Origin of the sequence: Streptomyces sp. NBC_00576, from assembly GCF_036345175.1 — a bacterium.
In the GTDB taxonomy this organism is placed as follows: Bacteria; Actinomycetota; Actinomycetes; order Streptomycetales; family Streptomycetaceae; genus Streptomyces.
Window position 1 is genome coordinate 6066461 of sequence record NZ_CP107780.1, and the last position, 20340, is coordinate 6086800.

Here is a 20340-nt window from a genome sequence, read left to right on the forward strand (position 1 = left end):
CAACGCTGTGAATCCATCGGGCCGGGCGGGGGCGACCGGGATATGAAGGCGATCGTCGTGGGTGCGGGAATCGGCGGACTGGCCGCGACTCTGAGCCTGCGCGCGGCAGGTTACGAGGTCACCCTCGTCGAGCAGACGCAGCGCTTCACCGAGATCGGCGCCGGCATCCAGCTCGCGCCCAACGCCACCCGCGTACTGCGCCGGCTGGGCCTGCTCGACACGGTCGCCGCCCGGGCCGCCCGCCCCTGCCGACTGAGCTTCTGCACCTGGTCGGACGGCGCCGAGATCGTCCGTTACGTGCTGGGACCCGAGGCCGAGGACGAGTTCGGGGCGCCCTACCTGCAGGTCCACCGGGCCGACCTGCACCAGGCACTGGCCGCCGGGGTGCCGCTCCGGTCGTTGCGGCTCGGCACCGAGGTCGTCCGCATCGACCAGGACGACCGGGCGGCCTATGTGACGACGGCCGGCGGTGAGCGCCTGGGCGCGGACCTGGTCGTGGCCGCCGACGGGGTGCGGTCCGCGGCCCGCCAGTGGCTCTTCGGCGCCGACAGGCCGGTCTTCTCCGGCACCGCCGCCTACCGGGCGCTGCTCCCGGCCGCCGAGGTGGCCGACCTGGACCTGCCGGAGTACGCGGGCTGGCTCGGACCGGGCCGGCACGTCGTCCACTACTGGGTGCGCGGCGGTCAGCTCCTCAACCTGGTCGCCGTGTTCACGGCGGAGGCGGCGCGCGAGTCATGGACCGCCCGGGCAGAGCCCGGAGAACAACTCCGCGAGTTCGCCGGCTGGGACCGCCGGGTGCTCACCGCCCTCGAACGCGCGGGGCGGGTCTTCAGGTACGGCATCCACACCCGTACCCCGCTCGCCCGCTGGAACATCGGCAGGGTGACCCTGCTGGGCGACAGCGCCCACGCGATGGTGCCGTTCCAGGCCCAGGGCGCCGCCCAGGCGATCATGGACGCGGCGGTCCTGGGCGACTGCCTCTCGGACACGACGCCGGCCGAGATCCCGGACGCGCTCACCCGGTACGTACGCCGACGGCTCGCCACCGCGACGAGGGTGCAGGCCGGTTCGGCGAGCGCGGGCGAGGTCTACCACCTGCCGGACGGGCCGGAGGCCGAGGCCCGGAACGCCCGGATGGCGGCGTACGGGAGGGAGAACAGGTTCGGTCCGCACGCGACGGCGTGGAGGGACGACGGCGTACCGGAAGAGTGAGTAGTGGTCGTAGCGGTCGTAGTGGTCCTGGCTGGTAGCAGTCGCCGTCTCTCAGGCCCGTTCGCGCGACGCAGGGGTGCGACGGGCCAGCGAATCGAAGATCACGGCGGTGATCAGCACCCCGCCCGTGATCATGAACTGGACCGCCGTCTCGACGCCCAGCAGCGCCATGCCCGAGGCGATCGACTGGATGATGAGCACCCCCAGCAGCGCGGACCAGGTCGAGCCGCGTCCGCCGAACAGACTGGTGCCGCCGATGACGGCGGCGGCGACGGCGTTGATCAGGAGGCTGCCGGAGCCCGAGACCGGGCTCGCCGAGGTGAAGCGCGAGGCGACGAACAGCCCGCCGATCGCCGCCAGCGTTCCCGACACCATGAACACCGAGATCCGTACGCGCGTCACGTCGAGGCCGGCCCGCCGGGCCGCCTCCACACCGCCGCCCAGTGCGAGGACCTGCCGCCCGTAGGGGGTGCGGCGCAGCAGGAGGTCGGAGGCGACGATGACCCCGAGAAAGATCAGGAGCGCCAGCGGCAGCCCCTCGAAGCGACCGAGAACAGAGACTGTGGCGAACGCGACGATGGCGAGAAGCACCGTACGCGTCCAGATCTCGCCCACCGCCCGGCACGGCATCCCGGCGGCGGCGCGGCGGCCGCGGTCGTGGAGGGAGACGAGCACGTAGGTGGCCGTACAGAGGGTCGCCAGGCCGTAGGTGAGGACGGGGGCGCTGAAGTAGCGGCTGGTCAGCTTGGCGACCAGCCCGTCCTCGCTGAAGTGGATGGAGCTGTCAGGGCCGAGGAGGTAGAGCATCAGACCGCTCCAGGCCAGCAGCCCGGCGAGGGTGACGACGAACGCGGGTACGCGGAACCGGGCGAACAGGAACCCGTGGAGGGCCCCGATGGCCGTACCGCAGATCACCGCCATGACCACGGCGAGCCATTCCGTCATCCCGAGGTTCACGTTCAGCGACGCGAACAACGCGCCCGCCAGACCGGCGAGCGAACCCACGGAAAGATCGATCTCACCGATCAGCAGAACAAAGACGATGCCGACGGCGACCATGCCCGTCCCGACGATGTCCACGCTGAGGACGGACAGGTTGCGCGGCGAGAGGAAATGATCGTTGAGGCTCTGGAAGACCACCCAGGTCACGGCGAGAGCGAGGAGCACCGGGGCAGGCCCGAGCCCGCCCTCGCGCACCCTGCGACGCACGGCACCGGCGCCCGCCACGAGACGCGGCTTCACGTTCACGGCCACACCTCGTCCGGGGGCGGGCGGTGGGCGACGGCATGGTCCGCCGCGCCGGTGATGGAGGAGATGATCTGCTCCTGCGAGGTGGTGTTCACGTCGAAGAGGCCGTTGTTGCGGCCCAGGCGCAGCACGGCGACCCGGTCGGCCACGGCCTTGATGTCACTCATGTTGTGGCTGATGAGGAGCACCCCGAGCCCTTTGTCGCGCAGCTCCTCGATCAGATCGAGGAGCTGGTTGGTCTGCTGGATGCCCAGGGAGGCGGTGGGCTCGTCGAGCAGGAGCAACCGGGGCGAGCCGAGAAAGGAACGGGTGATCGCGACGACCTGCCGCTGACCACCGGAGAGGGCGGCGAGCGGCATCCGCACATCGGGGATCCGGATGGAGAGCGTGTGCAGCAGCTCGCGGGTACGACGTTCCATCTCCACTTCGTCGAGAACGCCGAAGCGGTGGATCTCCCGGCCGAGGAAGAGGTTGGCGACGACATCGAGGTTCTCGCACATCGCGAGGTCCTGGTAGACGGTCGCGATCCCCAGGAGGCCGGCGTCCTGGGGACGCCGGATCTGGACGGCGTTGCCCTCCCACTCGATGACTCCCTTGTCGGGGGGCCCGACCCCCGAGATCACCTTGACCAGGGTGGACTTGCCGGCGGCGTTGTCACCGACCAGGGCGACCACCTCCCCGGCCCGCACCTCCAGCTCGATGTCCACCAGCGCCTGTACGGCGGCGAACCGCTTGGAGACACCACGCAACGCCAGCAGGGGCTGACCGGGCACGGGCAACCTCCTTCCCCGGGTGAGAACCAGAACGATCAGAACGAATCAGAACGATCAGGTGAGGCCGGCCCGGTCGCAGGCGGACCGGAGAGCAGGCGTACAGATCTGCTCGACGGTGTACATACCGTCCTTCACCAGCGTGTCCCCGATATTGCCGACAGTCACCGAGACGGACGGCAGCAAAACCGCCGGTATGTCCTTGGTGGTGGGACTGTCGACGTTGCCGGTGGCGATGGCCCCGACCTCCTCGCCGCGACCGAGAGCGACGGCCATCTCGACGGTGGCGTCGGTCGCGCGCTTGAAGGGCTTGTAGACGGTCATGTACTGGTCGCCCTTGACGATGCGCCGTACGGCCGTCAGGTCGGCGTCCTGCCCGGTGATCGGGGGCAGCGGCCTGACCTTGGCAGCGTGGAGGGCGGAGGCGACGGCACCGGCCATGGCGTCGTTGGCGGAAAGAACGCCGTCGATGTTCTCCGCGCCGAGGGCGGCGATGGCACCGGTCATGTTGGTGTAGGCGTTCTCGGGCCGCCAGTTGACGGTGTCGTACGACTTGCCGATCGTCACCTTGCCCTTGAGCACGGCGAGCGCGCCCTCCTTGAACCAACCGGCGTTGGGATCGGTGGTGGCCCCGTTCATCATGACGATCTGCCCACCGTCGGCCTTGCTGCCCATGGCTGTGAGCAGACCTTCACCCTGAAGCCGCCCGACCTCCGCCCCGTCGAAGGTGACGTATCCGGAGATCGGCCCCTGCGCGAGCCGGTCATAGGCGACGACGGGAATTCCGGCCCGGTGAGCGGCCTCGACGGACGGACGCATCAGCTGAGGATCAACGGCGGCGAGGATGATCACATCCACACCCCGGGTGATCATCGCCTCGAACTGCTGCTGCTGAACCGCCGGATCGGGCGTGGCGGCGACGTTCGCGGCAGGGCAGTCCGCGCACAACTCCTTGAGCTTCTTCTCGATGAGGGGCTTGTCGAACTGCCCGAACCGAGAGGCGCCCCCTCCGGGCAGCAGGACCCCGACGGTGAGACTGTCGCCTCCGCCGCCACCTCCACTGCCACCACCGTCCCCGCCGCCGCAGGCCCCGACCAGAATCAGACCGGCGGCAACCGCGACCGCGAGGAACCTGCGTTTCATGGCTGGGAGACCGGCACCGAGACCCATGTTCGGTTCCTTAGAACTTTTGGACGATATTGCCAATTATCGTCCAATGGGAACTTGATCGGGAACTTGATCCTATTGGAGCCTTATGCGAACTCAAGGCCAAGCGTAGCCAAGCTGCGGGGGTCGCGCTCGGGCCCTGTTTTCACAGACGAAGGATGACGTTCACAGGCGCAGGACGATCAGGGCGGTGTCGTCGGTGTTGCCGGCGGGCGGCAGGAGGTCGGTCAGGAGTGCGTCGGCCAGGGCCTCGGGAGCCGTGTGCCGGTGGTGGGCGAGAGAGTCGGCGAGGCGGGCCAGGCCGGTGTCGATGTCCTCGTCGCGGCGTTCGATCAGGCCGTCGGTGTAAAGGACCAGGATGGAGCCTTCGGTGAAGGACATACGGGCCTGAGGGCGGGGGGCGCGCTCGGGCCGGGCGCCGAGCGGCGGATCTGTGGCCTGGTCGAGAAAAATGACCGTGCCGTCGGGGTGCATGAGGGCCGGCGGAGGGTGGCCGGCGCAGCTGTAGGTGATGGTGTGGCTGTCCCAGTCGATGAAGGTCGTCACGACAGTGGTCGACTCGGCGCCCTCGACGGAACGGGCGTACAGGTCGAGGGCGTCCAGGGCCTGGGCGGGGCTGCCCGCGAGGCGGGTGGCCCCGCTCAGGGCGCTGCGCAACTGCCCCATGACGCAGGCGGCCGCCAGGCCGTTGCCGACGACGTCGCCGACGGCGACCGCGAGGCTCCCGCCGGGCATGTCGACCAGGTCGTACCAGTCGCCGCACACGTTCAGCGCGCCGACGGCGGGCTGGTAACGCACGGCCGCACGATGCGTCCCGGTGGGACCCGGCGGAGGCAGCATCGCGGCCTGCAGGGCCAGCGCGACTTCGCGTTCACGGGCATGCGCCGCGCGCAGCCGCTCATTGACCTCCTGCAGTTCGCGGGCACGGTTGTACAGCTCGGCCTCCAGCGCACGGGCCCTGTTGTCACCGCCCGGACCGCCGAAGGCGCGGATGAGGTCGGTGACCTCCTCCACCCGGTGCGCGATCAGTGCGACCTTCCCGTCGGAGCCGAGGATCGGCGCGTTGACCGGACTCCAGTAGTGCTCCTGCCAGTGGCCGGGCCGTGCGGGGTCCTCGATGTCGTAGCGGAGCAGCGCCATCGTGTCGCGCTCACCGGTGTCCACCGTCCGGAGCATCGACGTCTCTGTCTCCCGCATGCCGGCCGCGGCCGGATCATTGGGGTTCTCGGGGAAGACGTCGAAGATGTAACGGCCCACCAGTTGCTCGCGGGTCCGCCCGGACAGCCGCACGAAGTCGTCGTTGGCGTCGGCGTACACCAGCTCAGGGGTGAGCAGGGCCACCATGCCGGGCAGGGCCCGGAAGACCGCCGCGTAGTCGATCTGCGGTTTCCTCATGTCCTGCCTGCCTGCCTCGGTGCCGAGCGTTGCTGTGCTGCGCTGTTCCACGATAGGCAACTGGTGGTCAGCAGGGTTTGTTTCTTGCGATTACGAATCAGTCGGCCGCTACTGCCACTACCGCCGCTACTGCCACTGTCGCTGACTACGCCACGGGGCCGAGGTGGCCTTCGAGGACGGTCTGGGTGCTTCCGTGGCGGGGACGACCAAGGACGAGGCGCTCGCGAGACTCCAGCAGTACTCGACGGACGGGAACTGAACCGGGTCGGCCTCGGCGAGCGGGACCGACCCCTTCGGTCAGTGGCCCGCCGGACCCTCGCGGACAAGGGCCCGGTGAGCCCCGAGAGCTCTCTGGCTTCCGCCGGCTCCAGCTCCAGCGCCAGACCGACGGATTCGCACAGGTCGCCGTGGAGCGAAGGCGGGAAGTGCAGGTCGAGCAGGACCCGTGCCATCCGGCCGAGCAGCGCCGGCTCATGCCGCAGCGCCGCCCGCAGTTCCGGCGCCAGCCGCCCAGCGGCCCCCGCGGCCCGCAACTCCCGCACCCCGCTGCCGAACACCGTAGTGCCGCTGAGCACTGATGCCTTCCAGAGCCCGGCACGCCCTCTCGTCTGCGCTCCAATGAGCCGCATGGCTCGAATGGCGCCCTACCTGCATCTATTTGGCCCGGTCACTCTGTTAAGAGCGACAGGCGCGGAAACTGGCTGTGTGACGGCAGTTCGCGATCTTGCCGGCGGGGGCCGCAGGCCAGAGCGTAGGCGCCCCGCCCTGCAGGGGGTCTCTCGGGCTGGAAGGTCAACCCAGGTCTGGCCAGTTCAGGAGGTTCTCCAGGGTGGCGCGGTTACCCTCGCTTCGCAGGCTGTCCAAGGGGAGACGGCCGTGCAGGGCGAGCAACAGGTTGCTCGCCGATCCGTGGAGGTCGGCGTCCGTTTCATGCTGGCCGTCGATGAGGTGTGATCCCGATGTCGTCAGGTCGAGCAGCCAGGACTCGCCCTCGGCGGCGTGCAGGCCGATCCGGGCCGGCTCGTGCGGCCAGGGTCCGGCGGTGCCGTGGCTGATGCCGATGAACTCGGTGATGCCGTCGAGTGCGACAACCGCCGGGACGGGCTGGGTAGTTGCGGTGGCCAACTGGGCGTCGAAGGCGTGGACAGCGGCCTCCTGGACCTGATGGCGCGCCACGGCACCACTCGTCGTCGGGACATCGGAGTCGCCCCACCATGTCCAGCAGTCCACCGCGGGACCTGCGGCTCGCAGGGCTGCGGTCAGTTCCTGGGTGGCTGCGGTCGAACGGGCCAGCAGGTCGGCCGGCAGCGTGTCATCGGCCGGTGCCACGGTCGGGGGCTTCTCACTGGGACCGGCCACGACCGCCGCCGCCCAGAACCGGTGCACCTCAATGAGGTGCTCAACGAGGTCGCGGAGCGACCAGTCGGGGCAGCTGGGGACGCGGACATCCAGATCGGGGGAACCTGCGACGCTGCTGCGCAGGGCGGCGGAGCGGTTCTGGATCAGGGCCAGCAGGTCTTCGAAGGCAGGTGTCTGGGTCATCCCAGCTTCTTATCACCCGGCGCTGACAGTGGCCCTTCGCCCTTTCCACCGACCCGCGAGTGCTCCAACAGCGGTTCGTGGCCGTGCTGTTGGGGGCGGTCCGGGAATGGGTGCGGCCACCCGGTGATCATCGGTGTGTGAAGACAGAAGATCAGTCGGTGGCCGCAGGTCACGCATAGATCCTGCTCGATGGCAGGAAGTTTTTGAGGCCCTGATGGGCCGTATCGCGGGGCGGTTCGTGCGCGTGGAACCACGGCGCCGGGCACGGGCGTTCGTGCTCGGGCTGCTGTCGGACCCGCCGCGCAAGAACTGCTGGAAGCTTGCGGAGCACGCCGGGGACGCGACCCCGTACGGTCTGCAGCACCTGGCTGTCGAGAGCCAAGTGGGATGCCGACGCAGTACGCGACGACATCCGCGGCTTCGTCGTCGAGCAACTGCACCACGAGGACGCGGTGCTGGTCGTGGACGAGACCGGCGACCTGAAGAAGGGCACGCACACGGTGGGCGTGCAGCGCCAGTACACCGGTACCGCCGGGACGCATTGAGAACAGCCAGGTCGCCGTCTACCTCGCCTACTCCACCCCGCTCGGACACGCGGCGATCGACCGGGAGCTGTATCTGCCGCGTTCCTGGACCGCGGACACAGCCCGCTGCCGTGCGGCCGGGATCCCCGACGCCGTCGGCTTCGCCACGAAACCCGCCCTCGCCGCCCGCATGATCGGCCGCGCACTGGACGTCGGCGTCCCCGCATCCTGGGTGGCCTGGCATGCGGCAGAGGCTGATGACCGCACTCACCGGGATGTGTGAGGAAGCGTTGAACGCGCGTCGGGAGATGAGTCCCGGCTCGCCCGTGGCTGCTCTGGATGCGTTGCTGAAGGCTCGTCGGTAGGGCGTAGGGCTGGAGACAATCCCAAGATCTTCTCCAGGATTTCTCCAGAGAAGCCCCGAGAAACAGGTCAGGCCCGGTGCTGATTTCTCAGCACCGGGCCTGACCTGGCGTTTTACTGTCGGGGTGGCGGGATTTGAACCCACGACCTCTTCGTCCCGAATTAGGTTCGGGCGGGATCGGCACCGGGTGGTTTGCTGTTTTGCCTGGTCAGGGCGTTGGGATGGAGTGGTCCCGGTTGCTGTCGAAGGGGCTTGGGGAGCAGGTCGGCTCCCAGATGGCTCCCAGTATCGTCACCGGGGGGCATGCCCCAGCAGACTCTCAACGGCGTGGACCATTCTCCGGAAGGATCTGCTCCTCTCCCTCGCTGCGCTCAAGTCGATCAACGCGGAGAACTTGGCCTGATGGAGGGTCTCCTTGTAGGACTCGCACATCATGGATTCCAGCTGGCTTTTGGCGCCCCGCCTGGCTTCTGGATCCGCTGGTGCGGACGCGTCGTCGCGAACTGCTGGGTGGCTGCGGAGCGAGTCCGCTGCGGCGAGGAACCAGGCTTCGTATTCACGACGGGCGATCACGATCTCAACAGGGACAGGTACCAGGTTGGGCTCTGGGGCCAGTTGACGGGCAAGCTCGACCGGGCACTGGACGTCGCTGTCATCACCATCCCGTAGTACGAGCACACCACCGGGCCCTCTGACACGGGCAGCCTGGACACGTACGGCCTTGGCCAGCTCGTCGGGTTTGCGCATCTTGCCGGAATCGAGGCGGAACGGCGGTGCGACCTCTGTCCAAGCTCCGCAGAACTCGGCGGCGATGCGGGTGATGAGTTCACGTACGGCTAGGACCTCACCGTGACCTTCCACGATCGGGGCCACGACAGGGGTGAGTGTCATCGGCGCAACCCCGACTGCGATTCCTCGGTGATAGCGGGAAGGAGCTGGTCGTTTCGGAGGAGTTCGCCGGGAGTGTAGAGCTGCTCGCGGAGAGCGAGGACCCCTGCCTCATCCAGCTGACCGATCTTGGTCTCGCCGGCGATGGATCGCACGGCACGCAACTCGGAGAGATCGAAGTCGTGGCGGTCGAGAAGGTCAGGACTATGACTGGTGACGATGACCTGACGGCGTTCGCTGGCATCGCGCAACGCGTCGAGGAGCACGCCTGCTGCCGCTGGATGCAGGGCGCTCTCTGGTTCCTCGATACCGACCGTGCTGAGAGTGCTGCCTGTACCTGCGAAGAGTGAGACGAGTACGCCGAGCGCACGCAGGGTGCCGTCAGAGACGGACTGTGCTTGAAAACGCCAAGGGTTCTTGGCGCCTGGCACGTCTTGGGCGAACTCCAGGGTTTCCCAGTTGCCCAGGTCGGAGCGGGCTACACCGTGCATGCCAGGGACGATCAGCTGCAGGTAGCTCTCAATACGGCCCTTGTCGTCCCGGCCGCGGGCGCTGCGTTGCAGACGATGCAGGACGCTGGCGATATTGGAGCCATCGCGATGCAGGAACTCTCCCGAGTCGGGCGTCTGAGGCTGGCGTATCACGTCCGGGTTGAGACTGAAGACGCTGATGCCAGCGAGACCGTCGTAGACGGGCCGGAATGCGTCAAGGCCGGCGGCGGCCACCAGATACAGCCGCTGCTCGCTCACTGGAGGCATCACAGGTTCGGTCTTGTCTGTCAGTTCGCCGTTCTCAATACGGAACCTGGCATCGGCGTACCTGGTGCCTTCGTCTCGTCGCGCGTCGTACCAGACGCCGCAGTGCTCGCGGGAGATCCGGAAGCCGCCACCCTTCACTGCGGCAACCTCGAAGCCGTACTCGCCTTGGTACTCCGGCCCTCGGAACTCTAGGTCGATCGAGAAGTGGGTCGGATGGCCGGTAGACCTTCTGCGAACTTCAGCCACGCCCCCACGGCTCCGCAGCGCCTGGTCGAGAGACGTCTGCAAAGACTCCGAGAGCAGCCGCAAAGCGTCGAGGAAGTTGCTCTTCCCGGACCCGTTCGGTCCGACGAGCAGCAGCAGTCTGCCCAGCTCGACGTTGGCTGCCGCGATGCTCCGATAGTGCTTCAGCCGGACGCGGGTGAGCGAGAAATAGTTGTCCTGCATGCGATCAGTCTGGCAGCAATGCAGCCAGGTCCTCCATGAGTGCTGGCAGGAACTGCGGTTCCCTCGAGCTGCGGCGAGAAGTTCAGTCCTGAAGGCTCCTGCGGCACCAGGGGCTCGGCCTCCATGTCAGGCAAACCGGAGGCAGTTTCGGCCAATCCTTTGCTATCCAGCGAGGTTGCGCGCATTGTCGCATTTGCGGTCTGGCGGTTCTTGCTGTCCACCGTGAGGATGCCCGCCTGTCGATGAACGGGGGAGCGGGATGGCGGTTGGGTGGGGCGTGCGTGCTCGGGGGAGGGCGCGGGCGGAGGAGGCGGGGTGGCCTGCTGTCCCGGTTCAGACGAATTTTTCCTCTGGGGCCAACCGCCCCGCGGAGGTGGACCCCACATCGTCCGAAGTGACGCGGTTGCTGTGTCAGGCGGTTTATGCGCGTCCTGATCGGGTGAAGGCCGGGAAGGCGTGGTGGCGCAGGGTCCGGGGCAAAGCGGGGAAGGCCAAGAAGCCTCGGCGCAGTACCAGGCGGCCGATCTTTCTGGAGGGCAGCGACGACTGTCCGCCCCTGGGGGAACCGACTGCGCAGTGGGTTGTCGACCATGTGTTGCACGGTCCGCCGTTGCCTGTGCCGTCGTACGGCTTCGACCTCGTTCCGGTGACGGCGCACAGCCTTCGTGCGCGGCGCCGCCGGTGGGCACGGCGCGCATGCATCCTGGTCCTGTGTGGGCTGGTCGCCTATGCGGTGCCATGGGCTTTCGCGATCTGGGCTGCGGCCGTCATCGTCGCTTTGTTCCTAAGGTGGGCTGCCTTCCGCGCGATCCGCAGGGTCGGCCTGACGCGGTGGGCGCCTTCGCGGCGCCTGGCGTATGTCGTGCTGCTCACACCGTGGCTGCTCGCACTCCTGCCGTACGGTCCCGTTGACGGCGACGTGTTCGAGCTGCGACTCGAACTGGCCTTACTCCCCTTCGGGCTGGCGGCTGTCGTCGCACTGGCGTATGCGGCCGACCGGCTTGTGGCAAGGGCTGCGCTGGGTGCCCTCGCGCGAGACGGCGTGTCGTCCGATGACCTGCCGTGGGTCGCTGCAAAGGCCGGACGCCGAATGTCGGACATCAGCAAGGACCAGTCACAGTTGGCGCTGCCCTACGACGCCTCGGAGCAGTTCGTCGGTGCCGGACGTGATGTCTGGGGGCCCGCTCGCATCAGCATCCCCCTGAAACCCAAGGACGCCGAGGAGTCGGTCAGACCGTTCGGGGAGGCCGAACTTCTTCGACGCGTGGGCACCGCCCTCAACGAACTGGGCCGCGGTGCCAGGGAGATCACCGATCCGCTTCCCGGGTTCTCGATGGAGCGCATACTCGGCCTTCCGGCGGCCCGATGGCTGCTGCGCACCCGTGAGACGAAGGTGGAGCTGTCCGACCTGAGCGGTCTGGGACGCAGGTCCCCTTCCGGTGTGCCGGACCGGCTGTATCTGCGGGCCCAGTGCATCAGCTGGGACGGACAGATTGTGGTGAGCGTGTTCGTGCATGCCGCCCTGGAGGCTGGCGAGCTGCGGCTGACGATCCGTCCACACGTGATGACACCGCTCTACAACGAGCTGCGGGTGACCGCCACGCCGGCCAGGACACGTGGAGTGCGTCTACTCAGGTGGCTTGCCGCGCAGTCGCTCCTGGACACTGCCATGGGCCCCCTGGCCGTGTGGCGACTGGTCGCCCGTCTCGGTGAGAAGGCCGAGGGCCGTGCGGAGGAAGAAGACCCGGTGAGCCTGCGCGACCGGTACTCCACCCAGGAGGTCACGGACATGCACCAGGGCGACGATGCCAAGAGGCACGTCGTTCTGATTCAGTCCTGCGTCTTCCGGACCGTCGCCGAGTATCTCGACGAGCAGGGGATCGACCTGGCCGCGTACGAACGGCAGGTCGCCACCGTGACCAACAACATCCTCGTTTACGGGGACAACAACGCCCCCATCCAGAACGTCGCCGGCAGCGGTATCAGTGGCGTCGGCCAGGACAACAAGAATCAGGGAGGCAAGTAATGGTTGTGGGCCGACGTCGTCCCGAACCGGACCCGGGCCATGGCTCGGGCATCAGCATCGGCGGTAGCAACAACGCGCCGTTGCAGAACGTGGTGGGACAGAACATCTCCAACATTCATCAGTCCGCCTCGGTGCAGGGCACTGTCGACATCGACGCTGTTCGCGGCCTCCTCGCTGCCTTCCGCGCGGACGTCGACCGCAACGCGGCGGACTTGCAGCAGGCCACGGTCCTGCGAGCGATGGCGGACACCGTCGACACCTCGCTCGCTAGCCCCGATGAGCTGCAGGTCGGCACACTGCGCGGGATCGCGCAGGCGTTGCCCGCGCTGATTGCGGGCACCGCAGTCCAGCAGGGAGGCGAAGCACTCGCCAACGCCATTGGCGGACTGCTGAGTTGAGTCCGCTTGCCCCTTGAGTCGGCCTGGGATGCGGGATGAACCGTTCCGGCTGCCGCCCGCGGTGTGCGTGGATACAGTGCTGCGAGCAATTGGGGGGAATACGAAGTGGACGAAGTGACGTTTGCGGCGACCACCATGGCCGCAGCCTTCCTCACCCAGGCGACCCAGGAGGGGTACCAGAGGGCCCGTGAGGCCATTGGCCGTCTGATCCGACGCAGCGGTGAGGACGAGGCAGCGGCTCAGCTTGAGCGTCTGGACCGCGATCGGACTGCTGTTGTACAGGCCCCGGCGGGTGATCGTGAGGCTGTCGTACGGGCTGCTGCAGTCGCGTGGGCTCCCTTGCTCGTACGACTCGCGGAGTCGGAACCGGTCGCGTATGCCGAGCTGTTGGCTCTGGCCCGGCAGGACCGCCCGACTTACGTGGTCAACCAGCACAACCACGGAACAGGCACCTTCATCAACGGGAATGTTGAAGGCGGCCTCACCATCAACCACGGCACGGGGCATGGCAGACACAACTGACTCTCAGAGCCAGAGCGGGCAGCACAACCGCGGGCCCGGCGTGTTCATCGCGGGCAACGTGTACGGAGACGTCAACAACCACCAGACGTCACGTCCGAACCACGGGCGAGATGACGAGCCCCAGGCGTCCCAGGAGCACCAGCACAACGAGAAGGAATCTCTGGCCGGGCATCAACCGGAAGAAGCGAACGAGGCGAGGCCCGGCGGGGCGTTGCTCGGCTGGACCGCGCTCACTGTCTGGCTAATCGCGTCGTCCGCCTACTGCGTCGTTGCAGCTTTCACGGCCCCACAAGCGGCTGGGGGTGGCGTCGGAGCCGTCCTTGGCGCCGTGCTGTTCGCCCTTGGTGGGTTGGTCCCGTTGGCCTTCGTGTTCACGGCTCTCGCGGAGGTCTGCGCCGTAGGCACGGCCAATTCTGCCGACTCCGCGAGGAAACGATGGGCGCAGGGGCAGCAAGTCGCAGCCCGTTTGAATCTCCGTTACGCGGTCTCAGCCGCCCGTGTCGCGAGCGTCAGCGCAGTTCTGGTTGGGTTCATCACAGGGTTGTTCGGATTCCTGGCCATCGGGAAAAAGGCTGCAGACCGGGCCCACGACGCTCGCGAACTCGCCGAGTCCGAGATCGTCAAGACACGCTCCGCGCTGGGGGAGAACCTCGACGGGGGATGATCTCGCTTTCGTGGGAGCGGGTTTCTACGACGGCGTTGCTGATGGTGCTCGACCTGCTTCCGGGCAAGCATGGATCTCCTGGTAGGACCCAGCTATGACGTACAGGTTCACCGCTCGTGCAGTAGCGGCAGAGATCGACCCCGACAACGACGTGATGACGGCCGGTGTCGCCGAGGACGGGGACGGTGGGGGCTTCATCCTGTTGTTCATGAGCAACATCGGCGAACCGTCCCGTCAGAACGTGTCGCTTGGGCTGGACACTCATTGCCTTGTGACGCAGGACCAGGGAACGGCCTACGGCTGCGTCCGGGAGATCACTCTGTCCAACCAGCTGCTCACCGTGTCGCTAGACCCCGCTTCATTGGACGATCTGGGACTGGAAGACGCCGAGATCGAGGCAGAACTCGACGTACCGGACGAGGACATCGAGCGAATGCGGGAGGTACTGGCCCAAGTGCTGGCGTTCGGGCGGGTAGACGCTCACCCCCGACGCGTCGAACTATAGGGCGTTCCGTGTCATAGCCGCCGGTAGCCGACAAGGGCTACGACTACGACCGCCTACGCCGCTGGCTGCGCAGGCGGCGGCATACGCCACCGCATCGCCCGCAAAGGCATCGAGTCCTCACAACGGCGGCTGGCAGACACCGCTGGGTCGTTGAGAGAACAAGTGTCCTGGCTCGCTGGATGCCGCCGCCTGCACCGCCGCTACGAACGCAAGGCCGAACCCTTCCTGTCCTTCGTGGGCATGGCCGCAGCCCTCATCTGCCACCGTTGGCTCGTCCGTGTGGACGGGCACGACCAGTCAGCATGAGGTTCCGACACTGCTGACCCACACACGGAATGGCATGATCTCCGGCTTGGTCGCTGCTCTCGGACCATGGCATCCCGTCGGAGCGCATCGCGCTGTTGGTCGGTCACAGCAGTCAGGCGACCACGGAAGCGGTGTACCGCAAACAGCTCCGTCCGGTGATCACGCAGGGGGCTGAAGCCATGGATGAGATCTTCGCTGAAGATCAGGAAGAGGAGAGCCGGGAGGACCAGGCCGGGGGCGACGCGGGCGGTCTGACGTAATCCGTTTGGCCCCCCGTTTGGCCCCCCAAGCACGACAGAGGCCCATTCGCGATCAAGCGAATGGGCCTCTGACCTGTGTCGGGGTGGCGGGATTTGAACCCACGACCTCTTCGTCCCGAATGAGGTTCGGTCAAGATCGACACCGGGTGGTTTGCTGTTTTGCCTGGTCAGAGCGTTGGGGTGGAGTGGTCTCGGGTGGTCCGGAGGGGACTTGGGGAGCGGGTTGGCTCCCAGACGGCTCCCAGTACTGCCACCCGCTGGTCGGCCCTCACCCGTGTAGTGCGGCCACCGAGGCCGCGAGCACTGCAAGATGGTGATGACGGATACCACCGTTCCAACGGCCAGGCCGAGGTCTGTCAGATTCTCCTTGATGCGCCGCAGGTCAGGATTCGGGCAATTCAGTTCCTCAGTTGCAGGAGACCGGGCTTGTATCGGTTCCGGCGACAGCGGCTTGGGTGGCAACGGAGCGTGCCAGGCTCCCCCTGAACGGGTCCATCGACTTCCGTTCCGAGTGGCTTCTAGGAGAATGGGGTACGTTCAGGCGCGTATCTATGGGGGCGGAGGGAGGCACGCGGTGTCGTACGAGCCCAAACTCGCCGCGGCTCTTTCCGGCGCCACGCTGCGCCAGCTGTCCCACTGGCGCCGGGCCTCCGGGCCCAAGGGCGCCGTGCTCGTGCCCGAGATCTCCAGCGAGAGGCCGATCCTCTACTCGTTCCGCGACGTTGTCGCACTCCGCATCTGTGTGCAGCTGCGCGAAGAGGCTTCGCTGCAGAAGATCCGCCGTGCGTTGAACACGCTCCGGGAAGACCTCGGCGAGTGGGAGCACCTCTCCTCGTACAAACTCGTCGCGGGCCCGGACACCATCTATCTGGCCGAGCCCGACCACGCCGTAGACCTGATCAAGGGGGGCAACGTGGTCATCCACCAGATGGTGGATGTTCTCGCTCCCTTCTACAAGGACGGCCGCAGCATTCCCGCTCTGCTCACCCCCCGTGAGCACGTCGCAGTCGACGAGTCGGTCCGAGGCGGCGAACCGGTCATCCAGGGCACCAGGATCCCCGCGTCAGATGTCGCAGCCCTCGTGAGGGACGGCGTCGCACCGGACCAGATCGGTGAGTTCTACCCAGGAGTGACGGCTGAGGCCGCCCGTGACGCAGCGGACTTCAGCGAGTACGTCGACAGCTACGGCAGCAGCGAGCCCCGGCAGGTCGTCGCTTGAAACTGCTGCTCGACGAGAACGTGCCCCGCCCCATGGCCGAGATCGTCCGGATCCTGCTGAAGGCACACGACGTCGTCCACGTCCATGACCTCAAGGGCTGGACGGGCACGAAGGACATCGAGCTGTACGCCAGGGCCCAGGCCGAGGACTTCGACGTCGTCATCACCAATGACACCAAGCAACTCAGCCGGCCACTCGAAGTGGTGGCCATCGCACAGTCGGGCCTGCATCGCATCGAGTACCGCCAGAACAACAAGCACGGTGGCCTGGTCGGTCTGGGCACGGCGATCGCCACCGTCTGCGCTGCTCTTCCCCACGCCCTGTCCGAACTCGAAACAGCCGACGGCCAGCGTCTCGTCGCCCTGACATCGATCGACCCGACCCGGCAGAACCGGCTCCGGATCACGGACCCGGCCGTCGCCCCGCCGAAGCACTGGCCGAGGCGTGATTCGGCCGCTGAGTCCTGACACCGCGATACACGAGGGCTCCCGGCCGGCAGCCCATGGAAAGCGATGCCGAGAAATGACGCGGCGTCGCCGACTGTGCTTCGTCTCATCAAGACTCGCTGCCGAGCTCACCCTGGAGCTCGGCGATGCGCCGTTGAGTTGCCGCCGCGCTCTTCTGCTGACGGGTCAGCTTCGCCTCGGCGGCTGCCAGTTCCCGAGCGAGCCGCTCTCGATCAGCTGCCGAGCGTTCACGGATGGTCCCGTCGTCGCGGTACGCGGGCCCCACCCGCTCACTGCTCACTACTCCGCGACGCTCTCCGCGTTCCGGGCAGTCGACGACGTGGGTGGAAACGTGGCTGTGCTCGCGATGCTGAATGTGGGGCACCATATGGTCTCAACGGAGAGTGAGGTCCCAAGTATCGAGGTCCTTCTTGCTCTCCTCCCGTGAGGGCCAGGAGGAGAACAGTCTGGCGAGCTTCTCCATCTGCTTCGGCCCCATCGGCGGTGGCGGGCAACAAAAACAGCAGCGCGTCACCCGAGAACCGCTGACGGACCACCGAGCATCCCGGCAGTCGGCGTGCCGCTCGCGGTACCTCTGGTTGGCTTCCTCGTACTCGCGCTTCTCCGACTCGGACAACTTCATGAGGGGATACCAATCCCCCAGGCCGTCGTGCATAGGCTCTCCGCAGCCCCGACAGGGCTCACCGGCCATATAGTCCGCCCAGCTGAGGTGCTTACCTTCTCGCTTCCACCGCTCATCCCGCTCGCGGCGACGACGGTCATCCGTTTCGGCTTCGAGGGCCGAGCGCAGAGCACGCTTGGCGGCTCTTTGGCGCTTCTGCTCCTCCGTGAGCTTGGCCATGGGCTCCACCCTTCGCTGCACCGTGTTCTCGTGCACGACCGAGGAATCCATGCTGGCGTGGCCGCCCTGTGTGCCGGCTGCCCGTGTGCCGGATGAAGACTTGTGACCGGACCTGGACCGCAAGCGGCCCTCAAGCGACTGATGTCGTCTGGTGCGGGCAGTCGGCGATTGTTGATTTGATACGCCGTCAGTGAGCCCCTCTGTAGAGGGGATGAACAACAGGACATGCGACGCAAGGGCCAATCCTGCCAGCCCGTTACCTGCCCTGAATGGGGACTTGCGTGGCGTATGTGACTCAGCGCTACGACTGGTCGCACTTCTAGGTGTAGGCGTCACGGCAAGTGATACCCCTGGCTGTTTCAGCACCTGTCTGGCCTGCGGGGCCCTGGCCGAGTCCCGCCCTACCTGGGGATCGTCCGGTCTGATGCCATGGACGAAGTGCTGGTTCGGACACCATCGTTGGGGGCGATGTGGGGACATCCACGCGATGGAAGGGACCGAACGGCGATCAGTGGGGCTCCGCAGGGAGGCGGCTGGCGCGCTGGCGGGATGACTCGCGGAACGCGGATCAGCGGCTGGAGGAGATCGCGGCGGACCATCTGAGCGCCCTGCACGAGACGCTCCGTGCCGATCGATCGGCTTTCGGGTTGTACGACACGGCTTGCGCGGCCGGTGAACGACTCGCCGGAGCCCTGGGGTCGCTGGCCGTAGAGGGCGCGGAGTCGGAGGACGCGCTTGTCGCGCGTCTCGTCTCGGAGGTCGGTGGGGACGGTGGCACACTCGCCGACGCCGCGGTGCGCAGGGGGATGGCCGCGGCCGTCCGCGATGTCCGGAGCAGACATCCCGAGCTGGACGACGCCATGGGCGGAGGTGCCGTCGGCGGCGGCTTCACCTGGGACATCCTGTGTGACCTCTACCAGGTGTTCTTCGCCGACATGGTGGGGGAGTTCCTCAGGTCCGTTGTCGCCGAGCACGTCAAGCTGGCGGTCCCGGTGCTCATCGCGACCGATCCGGAAGGCAGGATCGCCGACTGGGTCGCGGAGAAGGTGGTGGACCTGGTGCCGAGTCCCTGTGAGGAGTCCGCCGAAGCGACGGACCTTGCACAGGCTGTGGATACCGCGCAGCCAGTGGTGGGAGCTGTGCAGGATCCTTCGGCCGCACTGCCCAAGATTGCCGAGCTGCTGGTACCGCGGGCGGTCGGAAAGGTGCTTGGCCTGATCACTGAGGAGATCATCGGAGAAGAGGGAGCTGCAGCGTGACCGATTCCGACGACTTCCTGTGGTGGCGCGGCACCCGGGGCGACCGACCTCGTGGCGACCGTTGGACGGAGATCGGTGAGGAAGTCTTCCAGGAAAAGGAGCGCCGCATCACCGGTCGGCACCATCTGCCCGGTTCTGTCCCCGACTGGGCCGAGGATCTGTTCCGCGTCGCCAGGGCTGCCTTCATCGCCGACAAGTACGTACGCCGGACCGGAGTACGGGACAGGTGGACCCGCCGCATCAGCCTCGCCGTGCCCGTCACGGAACACGAGCGGTGGGCAAGCGCAGCGGTCCGTACCCACCTCACCGCGCTTCTCCAAGTCCTCACCGGGGACCTTTGGAACGTGGACTTCCGTCCCCTCACCGGTCACTACGTCGAAGAGGCGATGGTCTCTCCCGACGACTCGCGTGCCTCGGAAGTCGCGTTGTTCTCCGGCGGACTGGATTCCCTCAGCTGGGCCGCTACCCGTTCGCGCGCCGATGACTCCCGACCGCTGCTGCTCGTGATGTTCCGTGAGATCGGCCTGCTGCGTCTCCAGCAGCGCGTGTACAAGGCTGTCGAGCAACTGGACGGAGCACGGCCGGTGTTGCTGTTACCGATGAGCCAGACACCGGCGGGCGACGGCTCCGGGTCGCGGCTGGAGACCTCCTCCCGCACTCGTGGTCTGCTGTATGCGGCGGGCGCGATCCGCGCGGCCACCGCGCACGGGGTGGGTACCGTCCACATTCCCGAGAACGGCCAACTCGCCCTCAATCCGCCGCTGACACCAGCACGTTCGGCCGCTTGCTCCACGCGCTCCGTGCACCCGCGGACGCTGGCCAGTCTCAACGCCTTGGTGACTGCCGTGAGTGACACGGAGAGCGCGGTACAGGTGGTCAACCCCTTGGCGCAGCTCACGAAAGGCGAGGTGTGCAAGGCCGGACGTGATGCGGGGCTCACGCCGTCCGCCCTGGAGTCCACCCTGAGCTGCGGCAAGCCGCCAACCCGCCGAAGCGGCGGCCCTCCAATCGCCAACTGCGGCATCTGCTTCCCGTGCCTCGTGCGCCGCTCCGGGCTACTCCACGCCAACGGCATCGACGGCACCCGGTACGAGGCATTGCCGTGGGCGGACGGCTTACCGCTTGACCGGGGTGCCGACTGGCGCGCACTGCAACGGTGGCTGCTCGGCAGATACACCTTTACGGATCTCCTCACCGATACTCCGCTGCCGCCGGATACGGATCCGGTGGTGGCCTTCGAATTGATCAGGCGCGGGCGGGAAGAGTTGGCCCGGCTGCTTCAGATTGCGGATGCGACGGAGGCAGCTGACGCGGCGTAGGCGGCGCAGGCGAGATCCGGCTCGCACCAGGCCGCTTTGGTGGTCATGGGACGGCATCGTCGAGGTGTCCTGGACGCAGTACCTGCGCAGAGCGTCCACTGATCTGGGTCAAGGCTTTTTCGCCTACCCATTCGGATCGTGAGTCGAAGGCCCGGACATGCCTCCTCGCCGACTCGCTGTCTTGACTCCCAAACGACGTGCACTTGCCTGAAGTGCTTGTATCCTGGGCCTGGGCCATG

At 67.2% G+C, this 20340-nt stretch carries 19 protein-coding genes and 3 pseudogenes; 12 read left to right on the forward strand and 10 right to left on the reverse strand.

Annotated elements, in window-relative coordinates; all coding sequences use genetic code 11:
* Positions 1–42 precede the first annotated feature (42 nt).
* Complete coding sequence (locus OG734_RS26250) at positions 43–1212, forward strand: FAD-dependent monooxygenase (protein WP_330289941.1); 1170 nt, start codon at positions 43–45, stop codon at positions 1210–1212.
* A 51-nt stretch (positions 1213–1263) separates the two neighbouring features.
* On the opposite strand, the gene OG734_RS26255 is transcribed toward OG734_RS26250, so the two are convergent.
* From OG734_RS26255 to OG734_RS26280, 6 genes and pseudogenes are all read right to left on the reverse strand, one after another.
* Positions 1264–2460 carry a sugar ABC transporter permease gene (locus OG734_RS26255; RefSeq protein WP_330289942.1) on the reverse strand — a complete coding sequence of 399 codons (1197 nt, stop codon included), beginning with the start codon at positions 2458–2460 and terminating at the stop codon, positions 1264–1266.
* Entirely contained in the window at positions 2457–3233 is a 777-nt protein-coding gene (locus OG734_RS26260; protein WP_330289943.1) for an ATP-binding cassette domain-containing protein, read from the reverse strand. Before OG734_RS26260 ends, OG734_RS26255 begins: the two co-directional genes overlap by 4 nt.
* Before the next feature lie 54 nt (positions 3234–3287).
* Positions 3288–4400, reverse strand: coding sequence for a sugar ABC transporter substrate-binding protein (locus tag OG734_RS26265; RefSeq protein ID WP_330289944.1), 1113 nt, complete (start codon positions 4398–4400; stop codon positions 3288–3290).
* Between the two features lie 162 nt (positions 4401–4562).
* The gene (locus OG734_RS26270) at positions 4563–5792 is read right to left on the reverse strand and encodes a PP2C family protein-serine/threonine phosphatase (protein WP_330289945.1); all 1230 of its coding nucleotides are present in this window, start codon (positions 5790–5792) and stop codon (positions 4563–4565) included.
* Positions 5793–6076: 284 nt separating this feature from the next.
* Positions 6077–6358: pseudogene (locus OG734_RS26275) on the reverse strand (phosphorothioated DNA-binding restriction endonuclease); the annotation flags it as partial.
* 226 nt (positions 6359–6584) lie between these two features.
* Positions 6585–7334: a maleylpyruvate isomerase family mycothiol-dependent enzyme gene (locus OG734_RS26280; protein ID WP_330289946.1), complete on the reverse strand. Its 750-nt coding sequence runs from the start codon at positions 7332–7334 to the stop codon at positions 6585–6587.
* 214 nt (positions 7335–7548) lie between these two features.
* On the opposite strand from OG734_RS26280, the pseudogene OG734_RS26285 reads away from it, so the two are divergent.
* Positions 7549–8090: pseudogene (locus OG734_RS26285) on the forward strand (IS701 family transposase); the annotation flags it as partial.
* Between the two features lie 423 nt (positions 8091–8513).
* Here the strand turns inward: OG734_RS26285 and OG734_RS26290 are convergent.
* Together OG734_RS26290 and OG734_RS26295 are read right to left on the reverse strand one after the other, a co-directional pair.
* Positions 8514–9095, reverse strand: a complete 582-nt coding sequence (locus OG734_RS26290) for a DUF4276 family protein (protein ID WP_330289947.1) — start codon at positions 9093–9095, stop codon at positions 8514–8516.
* Between the two features lie 14 nt (positions 9096–9109).
* Positions 9110–10315, reverse strand: a complete 1206-nt coding sequence (locus OG734_RS26295; protein WP_330289948.1) for an AAA family ATPase — start codon at positions 10313–10315, stop codon at positions 9110–9112.
* Positions 10316–11177: 862 nt separating this feature from the next.
* On the opposite strand from OG734_RS26295, the gene OG734_RS26300 reads away from it, so the two are divergent.
* From OG734_RS26300 to OG734_RS26340, 8 genes and pseudogenes are all read left to right on the forward strand, one after another.
* The gene (locus tag OG734_RS26300; RefSeq protein ID WP_330289949.1) at positions 11178–12341 is read left to right on the forward strand and encodes a hypothetical protein; all 1164 of its coding nucleotides are present in this window, start codon (positions 11178–11180) and stop codon (positions 12339–12341) included.
* Positions 12341–12739 carry a hypothetical protein gene (locus OG734_RS26305; protein ID WP_330289950.1) on the forward strand — a complete coding sequence of 133 codons (399 nt, stop codon included), beginning with the start codon at positions 12341–12343 and terminating at the stop codon, positions 12737–12739. Before OG734_RS26300 ends, OG734_RS26305 begins: the two co-directional genes overlap by 1 nt.
* A gap of 105 nt (positions 12740–12844) precedes the next feature.
* Positions 12845–13261 (forward strand): hypothetical protein, encoded by a 417-nt coding sequence (locus OG734_RS26310; RefSeq protein ID WP_330289951.1) that lies wholly within the window; start codon positions 12845–12847, stop codon positions 13259–13261.
* Positions 13245–13925 (forward strand): hypothetical protein, encoded by a 681-nt coding sequence (locus OG734_RS26315; RefSeq protein WP_330289952.1) that lies wholly within the window; start codon positions 13245–13247, stop codon positions 13923–13925. Before OG734_RS26310 ends, OG734_RS26315 begins: the two co-directional genes overlap by 17 nt.
* A 94-nt stretch (positions 13926–14019) precedes the next feature.
* Entirely contained in the window at positions 14020–14430 is a 411-nt protein-coding gene (locus tag OG734_RS26320; RefSeq protein WP_330289953.1) for an Imm10 family immunity protein, read from the forward strand.
* A 26-nt stretch (positions 14431–14456) separates the two neighbouring features.
* Positions 14457–14736 (forward strand): annotated as a pseudogene (locus OG734_RS26325) (transposase); the annotation flags it as partial.
* 834 nt (positions 14737–15570) lie between these two features.
* A complete protein-coding gene (locus OG734_RS26335; RefSeq protein ID WP_330289954.1) occupies positions 15571–16215 on the forward strand; it encodes a DUF433 domain-containing protein in 645 nt (214 codons plus the stop codon).
* Positions 16212–16682 carry a DUF5615 family PIN-like protein gene (locus OG734_RS26340; RefSeq protein WP_330289955.1) on the forward strand — a complete coding sequence of 157 codons (471 nt, stop codon included), beginning with the start codon at positions 16212–16214 and terminating at the stop codon, positions 16680–16682. The genes OG734_RS26335 and OG734_RS26340 overlap by 4 nt, the downstream gene beginning before the upstream one ends.
* An 88-nt stretch (positions 16683–16770) precedes the next feature.
* Here OG734_RS26340 and OG734_RS26345 read toward each other — a convergent pair whose 3' ends face one another.
* Together OG734_RS26345 and OG734_RS26350 are read right to left on the reverse strand one after the other, a co-directional pair.
* Entirely contained in the window at positions 16771–16962 is a 192-nt protein-coding gene (locus tag OG734_RS26345; RefSeq protein ID WP_330289956.1) for a hypothetical protein, read from the reverse strand.
* Between the two features lie 93 nt (positions 16963–17055).
* Positions 17056–17523: a hypothetical protein gene (locus OG734_RS26350; protein ID WP_330289957.1), complete on the reverse strand. Its 468-nt coding sequence runs from the start codon at positions 17521–17523 to the stop codon at positions 17056–17058.
* A gap of 470 nt (positions 17524–17993) precedes the next feature.
* Between OG734_RS26350 and OG734_RS26355 the strand changes: the two genes are divergently transcribed.
* Together OG734_RS26355 and OG734_RS26360 are read left to right on the forward strand one after the other, a co-directional pair.
* Positions 17994–18782 (forward strand): hypothetical protein, encoded by a 789-nt coding sequence (locus tag OG734_RS26355; protein WP_330289958.1) that lies wholly within the window; start codon positions 17994–17996, stop codon positions 18780–18782.
* Entirely contained in the window at positions 18779–20101 is a 1323-nt protein-coding gene (locus OG734_RS26360; RefSeq protein WP_330289959.1) for a 7-cyano-7-deazaguanine synthase, read from the forward strand. The genes OG734_RS26355 and OG734_RS26360 overlap by 4 nt, the downstream gene beginning before the upstream one ends.
* The last annotated feature ends 239 nt before the right edge of the window (positions 20102–20340 follow it).